The sequence below is a fragment of the Amycolatopsis sp. NPDC051071 genome, from assembly GCF_040682875.1.
Taxonomy (GTDB): Bacteria; Actinomycetota; Actinomycetes; order Mycobacteriales; family Pseudonocardiaceae; genus Amycolatopsis.
On the sequence record NZ_JBFBBY010000001.1, the window covers coordinates 40,374 to 55,630 of the forward strand.

The 15,257-nt window shown below is 68.2% G+C and carries 16 protein-coding genes; 5 read left to right on the forward strand and 11 right to left on the reverse strand.

Going from position 1 to position 15,257, the window contains the following annotated elements; all coding sequences use genetic code 11:
- Positions 1-51: 51 nt before the first annotated feature.
- On the reverse strand, positions 52-1,059 hold the full coding sequence (locus tag AB0M65_RS00200; RefSeq protein ID WP_364018949.1) for a hypothetical protein: 1,008 nt from the start codon (positions 1,057-1,059) through the stop codon (positions 52-54).
- Positions 1,060-1,154: 95 nt separating this feature from the next.
- Here AB0M65_RS00200 and AB0M65_RS00205 point away from each other — a divergent pair, with 95 nt between their 5' ends.
- Positions 1,155-1,943: a DUF2470 domain-containing protein gene (locus AB0M65_RS00205; RefSeq protein ID WP_364018952.1), complete on the forward strand. Its 789-nt coding sequence runs from the start codon at positions 1,155-1,157 to the stop codon at positions 1,941-1,943.
- A gap of 33 nt (positions 1,944-1,976) precedes the next feature.
- Here the strand turns inward: AB0M65_RS00205 and AB0M65_RS00210 are convergent, their stop codons facing one another.
- Positions 1,977-2,438, reverse strand: a complete 462-nt coding sequence (locus AB0M65_RS00210; RefSeq protein ID WP_364018955.1) for a PPOX class F420-dependent oxidoreductase — start codon at positions 2,436-2,438, stop codon at positions 1,977-1,979.
- Positions 2,439-2,462: 24 nt separating this feature from the next.
- Between AB0M65_RS00210 and AB0M65_RS00215 the strand changes: the two genes are divergently transcribed.
- The 3 genes from AB0M65_RS00215 to AB0M65_RS00225 all read left to right on the forward strand — a co-directional run bounded on the left by AB0M65_RS00215 (position 2,463) and on the right by AB0M65_RS00225 (position 5,213).
- A complete protein-coding gene (locus tag AB0M65_RS00215; RefSeq protein ID WP_364018958.1) occupies positions 2,463-3,260 on the forward strand; it encodes a CPBP family intramembrane glutamic endopeptidase in 798 nt (265 codons plus the stop codon).
- A gap of 65 nt (positions 3,261-3,325) precedes the next feature.
- Entirely contained in the window at positions 3,326-4,537 is a 1,212-nt protein-coding gene (locus AB0M65_RS00220) for an arginine deiminase (protein ID WP_364018961.1), read from the forward strand.
- Positions 4,538-4,661: 124 nt separating this feature from the next.
- Positions 4,662-5,213, forward strand: a complete 552-nt coding sequence (locus AB0M65_RS00225; protein ID WP_364018964.1) for a ferritin — start codon at positions 4,662-4,664, stop codon at positions 5,211-5,213.
- Between the two features lie 84 nt (positions 5,214-5,297).
- Here AB0M65_RS00225 and AB0M65_RS00230 read toward each other — a convergent pair whose 3' ends face one another.
- From AB0M65_RS00230 to AB0M65_RS00245, 4 genes are all read right to left on the reverse strand, one after another.
- Positions 5,298-6,140 (reverse strand): hypothetical protein, encoded by an 843-nt coding sequence (locus AB0M65_RS00230; protein WP_364018967.1) that lies wholly within the window; start codon positions 6,138-6,140, stop codon positions 5,298-5,300.
- Positions 6,137-6,649, reverse strand: a complete 513-nt coding sequence (locus AB0M65_RS00235) for a SigE family RNA polymerase sigma factor (protein WP_364019258.1) — start codon at positions 6,647-6,649, stop codon at positions 6,137-6,139. The genes AB0M65_RS00230 and AB0M65_RS00235 overlap by 4 nt, the downstream gene beginning before the upstream one ends.
- Positions 6,650-6,854: 205 nt before the next feature.
- Positions 6,855-7,208, reverse strand: coding sequence for a DUF952 domain-containing protein (locus tag AB0M65_RS00240; RefSeq protein ID WP_364018970.1), 354 nt, complete (start codon positions 7,206-7,208; stop codon positions 6,855-6,857).
- 88 nt (positions 7,209-7,296) lie between these two features.
- Positions 7,297-8,181, reverse strand: a complete 885-nt coding sequence (locus AB0M65_RS00245) for a DUF5926 family protein (protein ID WP_364018973.1) — start codon at positions 8,179-8,181, stop codon at positions 7,297-7,299.
- 159 nt (positions 8,182-8,340) lie between these two features.
- Here AB0M65_RS00245 and AB0M65_RS00250 point away from each other — a divergent pair, with 159 nt between their 5' ends.
- Positions 8,341-9,510 (forward strand): cytochrome P450, encoded by a 1,170-nt coding sequence (locus tag AB0M65_RS00250; protein WP_364018976.1) that lies wholly within the window; start codon positions 8,341-8,343, stop codon positions 9,508-9,510.
- A gap of 445 nt (positions 9,511-9,955) precedes the next feature.
- Here AB0M65_RS00250 and AB0M65_RS00255 read toward each other — a convergent pair whose 3' ends face one another.
- The 5 genes from AB0M65_RS00255 to AB0M65_RS00275 all read right to left on the reverse strand — a co-directional run bounded on the left by AB0M65_RS00255 (position 9,956) and on the right by AB0M65_RS00275 (position 15,244).
- A complete protein-coding gene (locus AB0M65_RS00255; protein WP_364018979.1) occupies positions 9,956-10,891 on the reverse strand; it encodes a DUF4328 domain-containing protein in 936 nt (311 codons plus the stop codon).
- 35 nt (positions 10,892-10,926) lie between these two features.
- On the reverse strand, positions 10,927-11,277 hold the full coding sequence (locus AB0M65_RS00260) for a rhodanese-like domain-containing protein (protein WP_364018982.1): 351 nt from the start codon (positions 11,275-11,277) through the stop codon (positions 10,927-10,929).
- Positions 11,278-11,341: 64 nt separating this feature from the next.
- A complete protein-coding gene (locus AB0M65_RS00265) occupies positions 11,342-12,973 on the reverse strand; it encodes a cation acetate symporter (protein ID WP_364018985.1) in 1,632 nt (543 codons plus the stop codon).
- Positions 12,970-13,314, reverse strand: coding sequence for a DUF485 domain-containing protein (locus AB0M65_RS00270; RefSeq protein WP_364018988.1), 345 nt, complete (start codon positions 13,312-13,314; stop codon positions 12,970-12,972). The genes AB0M65_RS00265 and AB0M65_RS00270 overlap by 4 nt, the downstream gene beginning before the upstream one ends.
- 139 nt (positions 13,315-13,453) lie before the next feature.
- Entirely contained in the window at positions 13,454-15,244 is a 1,791-nt protein-coding gene (locus AB0M65_RS00275; protein ID WP_364018991.1) for a cation acetate symporter, read from the reverse strand.
- Positions 15,245-15,257: the final 13 nt, after the last annotated feature.

The following is a 15,257-nucleotide window of genomic DNA, read 5'->3' on the forward strand; positions in this document are numbered from 1 at the left end:
GTCACGCCACGTTTGCCTTACCCCTCAAGAGAACCGCCTTCGCCGCTTGGCTCACGAGCCGAATTTGACCGGCCCGAAGACCGCGTGACCGGGCACTCCGGCCTTCGCGGCCTTCCCCCCGACAGGCACACCGAGCACCCACAACCGCCCGGTCGCGGCGATGTTCGCGGCCAGCGACGGATCCGAGCCACCGGCACGGACGGTGACCTGACGGCCGTCGGGCAGGACCGTCTGGCCTTCCAGCGTGACCATGCCGAAGAGGTTGACCGACGCCGGCCCGGACACGACGGCCAGCTCGGTCCACTGAGGTTCGGGCACCGGCCGGGTCATCACGAGCGCCGTGATGACCAGCCCGATCGTGCCCAGCACGCAGAGGACCGCCAAGACGTTCGCGTACGGCACGAGGATGCTGCCACGATCCGGGAGATCGAGGGCGATCCAGACCGAGAAGGCGGCCACCACCAGCGTGAGCCCGGCACTCAGTGAGTAGTACGACGCCAGCAGCCGTCGTTGCAGTGAAAGCAGCCGCCCTGGCGAGACCGGCTCGACCGCGAACGGCGCCGAACCCTTCTTGGGGGCGTCCCGGAACGCACCACGCCGCGGGCTGAGGACACCTGGCAGCAGGACGAACCGGCCCAGTACCCACAACCGTCGCTGGGCCGCGAGTTGCGCGCGAAACGGGGCGGGCAGCCGCACGACCAGCCAGCGTCCGTCGAGCGGCACGCTCACCCGTGAACCGGCGACGACGGCGCCGTCCAGCCCGTTCACCAGGCGGAACGGCTTGTCCACCAGTTTCCGCATCGGCAAGGATCCAGCGACCGTGAGGAAGCCGTAGTAGAGCGAAATCGGTGTCGTGAAGACGAGGAGGAAGACCGGCACCGCGATTCCGTACCACCGGTTGACCAGCAGGACCAGACCCAGCACGGCGAGCAGCGCGGTGGTGAAGGCCAGTGTGCCGGCGGTCGTGGCCGAACGGTCGAGCGCGCCCACCAGGACCGGCATGTTCCTGGCCGGAATCCCTTCGGGTGGTTCGAGCACCCGGATTCTGCTGTGATCCACCTGGTCAACCTATAGGCGTCAGATGAGACGTGAGCCAGGCTACTTCCACTGGATGCGTAGATCAGGTTAGGCTCACCTAACTCAGGAGGTGAGCCGTGACCACACCGACGTCCATTCGCCGCCCGCCGGCGCCGAACCCCGCGGAACGCGCCAAGACGATCGCCACGCGCAACGGGCCTGCGACGCTGATGCCGACCGCGGAGCAGCGTGACCAGCCAGGACAGTGCGGCCGCATCGTCCCGGTGCTGCACCACGTGCACACCAGTGGCAGCGTCAGCGTCCTGCTGCCGGACGAGCATCACCTGGTCAAACGCTCGCACGAGGCGCAGCGCGGCGAACTCGCGGTGATGGTCGAGCTGACCGATCAGGCGCCGGTCGCCCTGCGCGAGCCCATCCGCGGGCTGCTGTGGATCACCGGCTGGCTCCGCCCGCTCTCCGACGTCTCCGCCCGCGCCCGCGCGGTCTCCATCGCCGAAACCCGGCCGGACGAGCGGCTGCTCGACGTCGGGCACGGCCTGACCCTGCTGCGGCTCACCCCGGCGTCACTGGTGCTCGCGGACGCCGAGGGCACGCACTCGCTCCGGCCGCATATGTTCAGCGCCGCGCCACCGGACCCCTTCCACGACTACGAAGCCCAGTGGCTGCGACACCTGGAGTCCGACCACGCGGACGTCGTCGGGCAACTCGCCAAACACGTGCCGGGCGAGCTGCGAGGTGGGCGAATCCGGCCGCTGGGACTGGACCGCTACGGCCTGCGGCTGCGGGTCGAGGCCGACTCCGGCGACCACGACATCCGGCTCGCGTTCTCACGTCCGGTCGAAGGACCGCAGCAGCTGGCAGGCGAGATCCGCAGGCTGATCGGCTGCCCGTTCTCCTACGAATGACGCGCGCTGACGCAAATATTTCGCAGGGCCTCGCTAAGCCAGCTCGGCCGGGAAGCCGCCCTTCGCGATCGGGCCCCACGATTCGATGGAGACGCGGATGACGCTCTTGCCCTGCTTCACCATCGCTTCGCGGTATTCGTCCCAGTCGGGGTGCTCACCCGAGATCGCCCGGAAGTAGTCGACCAGCGGCTCGACGGAGTCGGGGAGGTCGAGTACCTCGGCGGTGCCGTTCAGCTGCACCCACTGGCCGTTCCACTCGTCGGAAAGGACGCAGGCGGACACCTTCGGCTCGCGTCGCACGTTGACGACCTTCGCGCGCTTCGGGTACGTGGAGATGACCAGGCGGCCTTCGCCGTCGACCCCGCAGGTCACCGGGGAGAGCTGCGGGCCGCCGTCGGCCTTGGTGGTCATCAGGATGGCGCGGTGGCGGGTGGACAGGAACTCGACGAGCGCGGCGCGGTCGACGGTTTCGTTGGTCGCGATGCTCCTTGGCATGCCCCTGACGGTAGCGTGCGGCTGATGAGCTGGCTGCGTCCCGAACGCCCGGCGCTGCCGGAATTCGTGGAAGACCCGGGGCGCCGGCGCGCGATCGTCATCGAACTGGTCGTCGTCTTCGGAATCACCCTCGGCCTGTCCGGGCTGTCCAGTCTGCTGTCCCTTGTGGACTCGCTGCTGCAACCGGTTCCGCTGGCACAGCAACAGGCTCAGCTGAACGTTCCCCAGGCGACGCTGAGCCTCGTCGACCTGCTCAAGCAGGTCCTGAGCGCGGGCAAACTGGTCGGCTGGGGCGCGCTCGGGCTGTACCTGTTGTGGCGCGGCGGCATGAAACTCGCGCAGATCGGGCTCGACCGGCAGCGGCTCGGCCGCGACCTCGCGCACGGCCTCCTGCTCGCCGCCGCGATCGGGATTCCGGGACTGGGGCTGTACTTCCTCTCCTACAGCCTCGGTTTCAGCCTGTCGGTGCAACCGTCCACTTTGGGCGCGACCTGGTGGCGGCCGATCACGCTGACGTTGTCGGCGTTCGGCAACGCTTTCGCCGAAGAGGTGCTCGTCGTCGCCTATCTGCTGACCCGGCTGCGGCAGCTGGGGCTCAAGGAGAACACCTCACTCGTCGCCTCATCGGTGCTGCGCGGGTCATATCACCTGTATCAGGGTTTCGGTGGTTTCGTCGGCAACGTCGTGATGGGCCTGGTGTTCGGCAGGCTGTGGCAGAAGACGAACCGGCTGTGGCCGCTGATCGCCGCGCATACCGCGCTCGACTTCGTTTCTTTCGTCGGATACGCCCTGCTCAAGGGGCGAGTTTCCGGGCTTCCCTAGCTATCCATCCATGCCCCCGCCGCCACCCTCAACGGAGGAGCTCCGCTCCGCATACTCTATTCAAGGTGATTGACGAGACGACTCCACCCCGAGTTGACAGCGAAGTCGGCCCCCTGCGTGCGGTGCTCCTGCACAGGCCCGGCAACGAGCTCAAAAGGCTCACGCCTCGCAACAACGACCAGCTCCTGTTCGACTCCATCCCCTGGGTGGACCGCGCGCAGGACGAGCACGACGCGTTCGCCGAGGTGCTGCGCGGCCGCGGTGTCGAGGTGCTGCTGCTGGCCGACGCGCTGCGCACGGCGCTCACCGACGCCCGCGCCCACGCCGCCGGCGTGCACGCCGCGGTGGACGAGCGACGGCTCGGGATCGACCTGGCCGATTCGCTGCGTTCGCACCTGTCGAGCGTCTCCCCCGAAGTGCTGGCCGAGGCACTGATGGCCGGGATGACCTTCGAGGAACTGCCCGCCGCCGAGGGCGTCTCACTGGTGCGGCTGATGAACCACCCGAACGACTTCGCCGTCGACCCGCTGCCGAACCTGCTGTTCACCCGCGACTCGTCGGCGTGGATCGGCAACCGCGTCGCGGTCTCGTCGCTCACCATGCCCGCGCGTGTCCGCGAGACCGCGGTGCTGGACCTGATCTACGCCTACCACCCGTGGTTCCGCCACGCGTCCCGCGCGTACGGCGCGCACTCGGCGCCGATCGAGGGTGGCGACGTCATGCTGCTCTCGCCGGGTGTCCTTGCCATCGGCGTCGGCGAGCGGACCACCGCGGCCGGCGCGGAATCGCTGGCGCGGTCGGTGTTCGCCGACGGGATCGCGCACACCGTGCTCGCCGTCCCGATCGAGCAGACCCGCGCGACCATGCATCTGGACACCGTCTGCACGATGGTCGCGGCCGACGCCGTCGTCATGTATCCGCTTTCCCGCGATTCGCTGACCGCGTTCACCATGCGGCCGACCGACGACGGTTCCATGAAGGTGGAAGGCCCGGCACCATTCCTCACCGCGGCCGCCGAAGCAATGGGAATCGACCGGCTCCGCGTCATCGACACCGGACTCGACCCGGTCACCGCGGAACGCGAGCAATGGGACGACGGGAACAACACCCTCGCCCTCGCTCCCGGCGTCGTCGTCGGCTATGAACGGAATGTGGAGACCAACGCACGACTGGAGGAAGCCGGTATCGAGGTACTGGCCATCACCGGCTCCGAGCTGGGCTCCGGCCGCGGCGGGCCGCGCTGCATGTCGTGCCCGATCCGGCGCGAAAGCATCTGAAACAGCAATTAAGGGAAGGCTTACTTAATTGAGGTGAACCTAGTATCGGTAATGGTAACCTAATAGGAGGCAGATCACCAGATAAAAGTGGAAATCGAATAGGCCATGACGTATCTTTGCATACATGGTCCTCTCCAAGAAGCAACCGCGCTCGAAGTTCTACGAACTGCTGCAGGCGCAGATCCACAACGAGTTCAACGCCTCCCAGCAGTACATCGCGCTGGCGGTCTGGTTCGACGCCGAGGACCTGCCGCAGCTCGCGAAGCACTTCTACAAGCAGTCCGTCGAGGAACGCAACCACGCGATGGCGCTCATCCAGTACATGCTGGACACCGACCACCACGTGGAGATCCCCGGTACCGGCGACGTGCGCAACACCTTCTCCGACGTCACCGAGCTCATCGAGCTCGCGCTGCAGCAGGAGAAGGAGGTCGCGAGCGACATCCAGCAGCTGGCCAAGGCCGCCCGCGCCGAAGAGGACTACATCGGCGAGCAGTTCACGCAGTGGTTCCTCAAGGAGCAGGTCGAAGAGATCTCCCAGATGTCCACACTGCTCAACATCGTCAAACGCGCGAACGGCAACCTGTTCGAGGTCGAGAACCACCTGCACCGCGAGTCCATCGGTGACGGCGGCGCCGACTCGGGGATGCCCCCGGTCGCGGGTGGCGCGCTCTGACGCACTGACCGCTCTCCCACCACAGAGAAAACCCGGGCTCTCCCCCTTGGAGCAGCCCGGGTTTTCCGTCTGCGCGGACGCCCGTCAGCTGAACTGGCAATCCTGGTTGAGGCTGGTCAGCAGGATGCTGACGGCCGACCCGTCGTGGGACACGAAGATCCGGTACGCGCTCACCGCGCCGGCGGGCGCGACGTAGGCGCCGCCGTCCTTGGTGCTGCCAGGGTAGGCCGCGAGGATGTCCGCCTCGGTCGAGCCGACCCCGATCCCTTCCGGGGTGTGCACCGTTCCCGCCGGGTTGATGACGGTGATCCCGTCGCCCTCGGTCAGCGACACCGACGTCGGCCCCGGAACGGCGGAGCCCTCCGCGTAGCCGTACGTACAGCCGCCTCGGACCTCTTTCGCCCGAAGCTGACCGGCGGTGGCCTCCGCCTCGGACTCGCTCATCCCGAGCCGGAGCTTGCCGAAGCCGCTCGCGGTCAGCAGGGCCCCCGTGGTCACCTTGCGCTGCGAAGGCGGTTTCGTGGCCGCAGTAGTCTTCGGCGGCTTGACCGGTCCATCGGAGATCGTCGACGGCGGTGGCTCAGGCAGATGCGTCGACTGCGGCGGCGGCGGGGGGACGGCGGAGCCCTCCTGGCTCCCCGGCCCGGGTCGCACCTGGCTGGTCGCGGACGCCCCCATGCTCAGCTGGTCGGCGGAGATGACCGCGCCGTTGTCCTTGTCGTGGATCGAGAAGACCGCGAGCCCACCACCCACCATGACCACCGCGGCGGCCATCCCGGTCGTCGTCTGCATCATCTGGCGGCGACGGCGGCGGCGCTTCGCACCCGCCACGATCGTCTCGGGATTCAGCGTGGACGGCACGCCGATCCGTTCGTCGGAGAACAGGTCGCGCAGCTGTTGCTGCACGTCTTCTTCGGACATGTTCATCCCGCTTCCCTCCCTTCACCCTTGGACTCGATCAACGCGAGCTTCGTGCGCAACGACGAGATCGCCTTGCTCGCCTGGCTTTTCACGGTGCCCTGGCTGATGCCGAGGGAGTCCGCGATCTCCGCTTCCGACAGCCCCTCGTAGTAACGCAGGACCATCACCGCACGTTGCCTCGGCGGCAGCGCGCGTAACGCCTGCCACAACGGCTCGTGCTCGAACGGGTCCGCGGGGCTGTACGGCCGGCTGTCGGGAAGGTCGGCGACCAGGCTCTCGCGTTTGGTCCGGCGCCAGCGGCTGACATGCGCGTTGGCCATCGAACGGCGGATGTAGGCCATCGGGTCGCCGGTCTTGTGCTGGACGTACGACCAGCGGGCGCCGATCTTCTCCAGCACGGTCTGGACCAGGTCGGCGGCGTCGTGCGGGTTCCCGGTGAGGGCGTGGCCGTACCTCAGCAGACCCGGCAGGCTGGCCCGCACGAAGTCGCCGAAGTCGGTGAGTTCGCCCGGCACGTCCCTCCCTCGGGTCTCGCCGGACACCCAGACATCCGTCCCCGAGATGACCGTCGCGGCAGCGGTCACCGTATCGCCTCCTCCCGGGGTCACTCGGCCAGGCATGTCTGGCTCGCCTCTCCCGAAACGCATGGCCGCCCCCGCAGGTTGTCTCTTGCCGCGAACTAGTTCGAGAGACGCCCATAAGGGTGAGGAGTTGCCTGCCTCAACGTCTCGACAAGGAGTCGGGAATCCTGAACGAACCGTCCCCCCGAACAGGGAATTCGTGAACGGCCACCACGGCGTTACGCGGTATCGGTCCGTACACGTGGGGGAACTGGATACCGGCCGGATGCGGTGGGTCGCCGTCCTCCCAGACGACGGGCGCGCCGACGAGTGCCGGGTCGATCTCCAGCAGCACCAGATCGGTGCGGCCGGGGAAGACGGCGTTGGCCGGGATATGCGCGGTGCCCGGGTCGGAGCAGTGGATGAAGCCGTCGGAGGCGAGTGACGCGGCCGTGTAGACGCCGCCTTCGGGCACTTCGGCCCACTCGTCCTGCCCGCAGATATGAAGGATCACGCGCCCATCCTCGCGCAATTAGTCCTCTGGTTGCGGTAGTTGCCCGTGCAACTACCGCAACCAGAGGACGAAACGCGAGGGGGGTGGATCAGCGGATGGTGAGCTGACGGCCGATCAGGCCGTCGCGCGACCGGCGCTCGGCGGCGTTGAGCGGCTCGGCGTCGAGAGACTTCAGCGCGGCGTCGAGCCGGACGCCGAGCTGGTCCTTCGCGTCGGCCCACTCGCGCGCGTGTGCCTCGGTGTCGAGATCCCACACCGGCACGAGCAGCCCGTGCGCGCGGAACGAACCGGCGTAACGGGAGCCCTCGCCGAGGCCGAGTTCACCGGCCGCGGACAGCCGCGCAAGCGCTTGCAGCAGCAGGTTCTCCGGCTCGGGACGGACCCAGCGCAGATGCGCCTTCTCACCGGCGAGCACCCAGTACGCGCCGGCGCCGAGGCGCTCGGTCGGCATGATCGCCGCGTTCGCGCGCTCGAGGGACAACGCGACGTCGCCACTCGCGTCGGCGTCCTCGGGCAGCCACCAGGCGAAGTCGTTGTAGAGCGTGACGTCGAGCTCGACGCTCGTTTCGAGCAGGTCCTGCAGGCGGGCCTTCTCGTCGGCGGTGGGCGGCGTCGTGGTGTCCGGCACGGACAGGACGTCACCCTCCTTGGCCTCCAGCACCCACTGGAGCGACCGGCCGAGGTCGCGGCTGATATCCGAGGACCGCGTCTGCACCTGCATCCCGACGTAGCGCTCGCCGTCGGACCGGACGAACGCGGCGGCCGCCATCGGCAGCACCGTGCCGAGAGTGACCTTCTCGCCGGAGCCCGCCAGCGTGAGCGATGCCGTCGCCGAAGGGACGAACTCGCGCAGCGCGATCAGCTCGGTCTCCGCCGCGAGGCCTTCGAAGGGCTGGCCGACGAAGACGTCGCGCACCTTCGGCTTGCGATCCGAGGTCGTCTTAGGACCCTTTTTGCGCGAACCCTTGCCCACGTCAGCCTCCTCAAGCTCGGTTCGGAACGCTATCGCGAGATGGGCACGCCGCTCGTAAGCCCCCCGGACTTCGCACGCGAAGGCGGGCAGGACCACTCGGCGGCCCCGAAGTCGCGCGCGGCCCCGTAACCACCCGGACGGCCGGGTTACAGTCGGCGAGTGTTCGACCTCTCGGATCCCGCCTTTCTCGCCGACCCGTATCCCGCCTTCGCGGCCCTTCGCGAAACCGGCGAAGTGCACCGTCACGAAGGGCTCGGCATCGCCGTCACGGTGTCGCACGCCGCGTCGGCCGCCGTCCTGCGGCACCGCGGGTTCGGCCGGATCTGGCAGGACGCGCTGCCGGTGGAGCGGTTCGCGTCGTTCAACCTGCTGCACCGCAACTCACTGCTGGAGAACGAGCCGCCCGCCCACACCCGGCTGCGACGCGTGATCGCGGGCGTGTTCGGACGCGGGCACGTCCAGCGGCTGCGGCCGATGGTCGCCGAACTCGCGGACGGCATGGTCGGCGAACTCGCCGCCGAAATCGCCGAGACCGGGTCGGCCGACCTGCTGGAACACCTCGCGCAGCCGCTGCCGGTCGCGGTCATCGCGGAGTTGCTCGGCGTCCCGATCGAAGACGGGCCGCGGATGGTGGTCCTGTCGAACCACATTGTGAAGATGTACGAGTACGGGCTCGCCGAGGACAAGCGTGACGCCGCCGAAGCGGCCGCGGCGGAGTTCGTCGATTACCTGCGCGACGTGGCGAAGCAGCGCGCGAGTGCTCCAGGCGACGACATCATCAGCGACCTCCTTCGCAGCGAACTCACCGAAGACGAACTGGTCGCGACGGCGGTCCTGCTGCTGATGGCCGGGCACGAGGCGACGGTGAACGTCATCGGGAACGGGGTCAACGCCCTGCTGACCCACCGCGACCAGTGGGAACGGCTGCGGACGTCCCCGGAACTGCTGGACCCGTGCGTCGAAGAGCTGATCCGCTACGACTCGCCGCTCCAGTTGTTCGAGCGGACGGCGACCGCCGACGTCGAGATCGCCGGATTCCGGGTGGCCGATGGCGAGAAGATCGGCGCGCTGCTCGGCGCCGCCGCCAGGGACCCGAAGGTCTTCGACCGGCCCGACACCCTCGACATCGGCCGCACGCCGAACGCGCACCTCGGCTTCGGGATGGGCATCCACTATTGCGTCGGCGCCCCGCTCGCGCGGGTAGAGATCGCGGCGGCACTGAACGCGCTGACCACGAGGCTGCCGGGGTTGCGGCTCGCCGAAGAGCCCGAACGACGGCCGGAGTTCGTGATCCGCGGCCTGCGCTCGCTCCGCGTCACCACGAGCTAAGGGTACCGGTGATAGCAAAGGTCCCTTGCTCTCTTTCCGCAGGTCAGCGAGGGTCGCGAGGGGCACTTCGGGTTATCGACGGGCACGACAAAGCCGAGGGGGTCGTGAGTGATTTGGGTCGTTAGGGCCGAGAGTGTCTTGGGTATCTACTGGATTTGGTTGCGGGGCTGATCGTGGGTCAGGTCCGTGAAGGTTTCCTTGCCTAGGTACGTGAAGGCCCCCTTCCTTGCGCCTAGCGCAAGGAAGGGGGCCTTCCTGTACTGGGGAAAGGTGTGAAGGTCGAGTTTCCTCGGCTGAGCCGAGGGAAGGGGTCCTTCACGCGCCGCCGTGGTGACTGGTGGTGCTGCGGGGGCCCTTCAAGGACCGGCCGCTACCCCGCTCACCCGCCGTAGGTACCTGAAACACCCTTCGTTAGAACGACCCAAATCACTCACGAGATCGCAGGTCAGCGCACTGAAGTAGCGGGACGTTCGCGACGGTCCGGATCCGGGGCCCCATCCACCTTCAGCACGCGGAGGAGGCGAAGCCGCTTCTCGGCGACAGGCGACAGAAGGCCGGACATGCGCTTCACGAGCAGGGCCGTCACCACCGCGAGCCCGGCGGCGGCCAGGTCGGTCAGCGCGACCAGCAGGACGCCGTCGGCCAATGCCTGGACGCCGTCGCGGAACCGCCAGACGATGACGAGGACGAGCAGCAGCCAGTTCAGCACCCAGACACCCCACCAGGCCAGCACGAGCCGCGACGGCTTCGGCCGGGTTTCCCGCGAGCGGCGCAGGACGGCGTGTTCGAGTTCGGCGACGATCGGCAGCACCAGGATCAGGTTCACCACCGGCACCAGCACGAACAGCAGTACCTGCCATTGCCGCCTCGGCGGCGTCTCGCCGGAGGCCTCCGCGGCGGCGTGCCGGGCCACGAGCAGCCACCAGACGGTGAGTCCCGACGGCAGCAGCGAAAGGATCGTCGTGAGCAGGCCGGCGGTGATCACGAAACTGTCGGACACCGTGACGACGGAGGTCGACAGCGCGGAGTCCCGGCTCTGCACGAGCAGGACGTAGCGCCAGATCTCGGCGGCCGACGCGACGAGCGCGAGGGCGGCGAAGGTCCACAGCACCGGCAGGACACTGCGTGTGATCACCCGCAGCCGCTCTCCCGGCGTGACCTCGCCGGACGCCGTGCCGGGGACCGCGGTCGGGCGGCGCCAGACCAGGTTCGGGAAGCCCCACCTCGGCGGGACGGGGTAGGACGGCGGCCCGTGGTAGCGCTCGGCCACCGGTTCGCGCCGCTGCGGCCAGGCGCCAGGGGGCGGCGAAGCAACCCAGCGGACGCGGTGACGCACCGGCTGGGGCGGCTGCCGCATCGGCGCGGGACGAACGGGCGGCACCGCTGTCCTCGGCGGGTAGTGGCCTGGCTGCACGGTTACAGGACTTCGGGTTCGGCGCCGGGATGGTCGCCGACCATCGGGCGTCCCTCCTGCTTCCATGACCCCATGCCACCGGCGACGTTCACCGCGTCCCAGCCGCTCGCGTTGAGCCAAGCGGCGGCGCGGGCGGACCGGCCGCCGCTGCGGCAGATCACGTAGACCGGCTGGTCGTCGGGCAGTTCGGCGAGTTCGCCGACGCGTGCGGGCAGTTCACCCATCGGGATGTGCTTGGCGCCAGGGGCGTGCCCGGCGGCCCACTCGTCGTCCTCGCGGACGTCGAGCAGCGCGACGCCGTCTTTGGGCAGGTCACGGACGGCAACGGTCGGGATGTCAGCAGGGCTCACCACCCTGCCATCCTCGCATCCCGTCCCGTTGCGCGCGCGTGAAGAACGACCGCCCGTGAAGAACGACTCAGTGCCGCGTCGCCTTTTCCGCACCGGCACCGGTGAGCGACCGGACCTCCATCTCGGCGTACTTCTTCTGGTTGTGTTCCTTCGAGAGCACGGTGCCGAGCCAGCCGAGGAAGAACGCGACCGGGATCGAGACGATGCCGGGGTTGTCGAGCGGGAACCAGTGGAAGTCGACGCCCTGGATCATCGAGGCGCTTTTCCCCGTCTTCGCGTCGACGGGCTTACCCGAGACCGCCGGTGAGAACACGATCAAGAGGACGCACACGATCAGCCCGCCGTAGATGCTCCACAGCGCGCCCTGGGTGTTGAATCGCTTCCAGAACAGCGAGTACAGGATCGTCGGCAGATTCGCCGACGCCGCCACCGCGAACGCGAGCGCCACCAGGAAGGCCACGTTCTGGTTCTTCGCGAGGATCCCGCCGACGATCGCGACCGCCCCGATCACCAGCGCGGTGATCCGCGCGACGCGGACCTCGCTGTCGGGGTCGGTCTTTCCCTTCTTGATCACGTTGGCGTAGACGTCGTGCGCGAATGACGCCGACGCCGTGATCGTCAGTCCCGCGACCACCGCGAGGATCGTCGCGAACGCCACCGCCGCGATGAACCCGAGCAGCACCGGGCCGCCGAGTTCCAGCGCCAGCAACGGCGCCGCCGAGTTGGTCGTCCCTGGTGCCTTCGCGATCACCTCCGGCCCGACGAGCGCGCCGGCGCCGTAGCCGAGTACGAGTGTGAACAGGTAGAAAATGCCGATCAGCGCGATCGCCCACACCACCGACCGGCGGGCGTCCTTCGCGGTCGGCACGGTGTAAAAGCGCATCAGGACGTGCGGCAGGCCCGCGGTACCCAGCACCAGCGCGATACCCAGCGACAGGAAGTCGAGTTTGGTCGTGCCGGTCTTCCCGTACTGCTTACCCGGCCCGAGCAACGCCTCACCGGTCGCGCCGCCCTTGTCGACGGCGGCCTGGAACAGGTTCGAGAGGTTGAAACCGTACTTCCCGAGCACCCACAGCGTCATCGCGAACGCGCCGGCGATCAGCAGGACGGCCTTGATGATCTGGACCCAGGTGGTGCCCTTCATCCCGCCGATCAGCACGTACAGGATCATGATCACGCCGACCACGGCGATCACCAGGTCCTGGCCGAGGTTGCCCTCGATGCCGAGCAGCAGGTTCACCAGCCCGCCCGCCCCCGCCATCTGCGCCAGCAGGTAGAAGAACGAGACGGCGAGGGTGGAGATCGCGGCCGCCGCGCGGACCGGCCGCTGCCGCATCCGGAAGGCGAGGACGTCACCCATGGTGAACTTGCCGGTGTTCCGCAGCAGTTCCGCGACCAGCAGCAACGCCACCAGCCACGCGACGAGGAATCCGATCGAATAGAGGAAACCGTCGTAGCCGTTGATCGCGATCGCACCGGCGATACCCAGGAACGACGCGGCGGAAAGGTAATCGCCCGAGATCGCGATCCCGTTCTGCGGGCCGGTGAACGCGCGTCCGGCGGCGTAGTAGTCGGAGGCGGTCTTCGTATTCCGGCTGGCCCGGAAAACGATCACGAGGGTGATCGCCACGAACACCGCGAAAATGGTGATGTTGAGTGCCGGATTACTGCCCTGTACGCCCGCGGCCAGTGTGCTCACCGTCCGGTCCCTTCGACCTCGTGCCGGATCTTGTCGGCGAGCGGATCGAGTTTACGGTTCGCATAACGGACATAAAGGCCGGTGATCACGAAGGTCGACACGAACTGCAGGAGACCGAAGACCAGACCGACGGTGATGTTGCCGAAGAGCTTGGTGCCCATGAACCCGGTCGCGTAGTCGGCGAGGAGCACATAGAGCAGATACCAGAGGAGGAACAACGCCGAGACCGGGAAAACGAATACCCGGAGACGGCGTCGCAGTTCGGTGAATTCCGGACTGCCCTGCACCTTTTCCCAGTCGGATTCCGGGTCTGACCCGAGGTCTTGATCAGTGTCACCCACAACGGACCTCCCACCTGCCGCAACCGTTCGGTGATTTCGTTGTCACGGAAGATCATGCCCCTTATGGGGCGCGGAAGGAGCAATCCATTTGAGTGAACGGCGCGACGCTGAGTAGACGAACGTGACTCGACCGGGTGAACTACTTCCGGTGGCGACCCTTTCCGGTCGTCCGCGTCTTCTCCTCGGCCTGCCCGAACCGGGCGACCGCACGATCCCGCATGAACCCGAGCGGATCGGGCGCGTGCAGCCGCAGCATCACGCCGTGGACGTCGTCCGGCCGCCCGTAGCCGGTCGCCCTGCTCACCACGTAGGTGGTCAGGAACGCCGCCGGCACGGTGAGCAGCGCGGGCTGGGCCGAGAACCACGGCGCCCACCCGCCGGTGTACCTGCTGACGATGTTGACCACCAGCGCGGTCAGCACCAGTCCGCCGCCGACGACCATCCCGGCCAGCGCGCCGGGCCAGCTGAGTTTCCGCCACCAGACCCCGAGCAGCAGCAAGGGACTGAACGTGGACGCGGCCAGCGCGAACGACATGCCGACCGAGAGCGAAAGGTCCTCCGAGGGCAGCAGGACGGCGAGCCCGAGCGGGATCAGCGCCACGATCGCCGTCGCCACCCGGAAATCGCGGACGCGGCCGGGCAGCACGTCGGTCGACACCACCCCCGCGACGCTCACCAGCAGCCCGGACGAACTCGACAGGAACGCGGCGAACGAACCCGCCGCGGTCACCGCGCCCAGGATCTGCCCCCAGAGCCCGGGAAGGACCGCGGACGGCAGCAACAGGACGGCGGCGTCGGTCTTCCCGGTCACCAGCAGTTCCGGGACGTACATCCGCGAGAGCGCACCCAGCAGCGTCGGGAACAAGTAGAACAGCCCGAGCAGCAGCAGGACGTGGACCGTCGTGCGGCGCGCGGCCTTGCCGTCGGGGTTGGTGTAGAAGCGAACCAGGACATGCGGCAGGCCCATGGTCCCGAGGAACGTCGCGAGGATCAGCGAATAGACCTGCAGCAGATCGGTGAGACCACCCGAACCCGGCCGGAGCCAGTCGCCGTTGGACGCGGGTGCTTCGCTGACCACCGGAACCGGGGTGCCCGCGGCGAACTTCAACGTCGTGCCCTTGGCGACCTTGTGCCCGGCTTCCGGGCTCCACACCGCGAAACCGTTGGCGCGCGCGCCTTCCACCTGGCCGTAAGCCTCGAGCACGGTCACCGAGGTGACCTTCAGGGTGACGTCGGTCTGCACCGAAACCGTGGTGTTATGGGTGAACGTCGGCGGCGCGGCCTGTCCCAGCGGACGCGCGCTGCCCGGACCGCCGGTGCCGAGGAACACCAGGCACAGGACGAACGCCGGCACCGCGATGGCGAACAGCTTCAGCCAGTACTGGAAGGCCTGGACGACGGTGATGGCACGCATGCCGCCCGCGATCACGTTGAACCCGACCACGAGGGTCACCAGGATCGCACCCGCCCAGGCGGGCACGGGCAGGATCGTCGCCAGGGTCAGCCCGGCACCCTGCAGCTGCGGGACCATGTAGAGGATCCCGATGAACACCACGAACGTCGTCGAAACCCGGCGCAGCACCGTCGAGCCGAGCCGCATCTCGACGAAGTCCGGAAGCGTGTACGCGCCGGATCGCCGCAGTGGCGCGGCGACGAACAGCATCAGCGCGAGATAGCCGGCGGTGAACCCGATCGGGAACCACAGCGCGTCGGCGCCGTCCTTGAGGACGATGCCCGCGACCCCCATGAACGACGCGGCGGAAAGGTACTCACCGGAGATGGCGGCGGCGTTGCGCCGGGAGCGCACGGTGCGGCGGGCGACGAGGAAGTCGTGGGTGCTGACGGCCGACCGCGAGGAGCGGTGCCCCAAGTAGAAGGTCAGCACGGCGACCAGCACGATGCCGGCCACAGCCCACGGATTCAGCGCCACGGCACGAATCCTC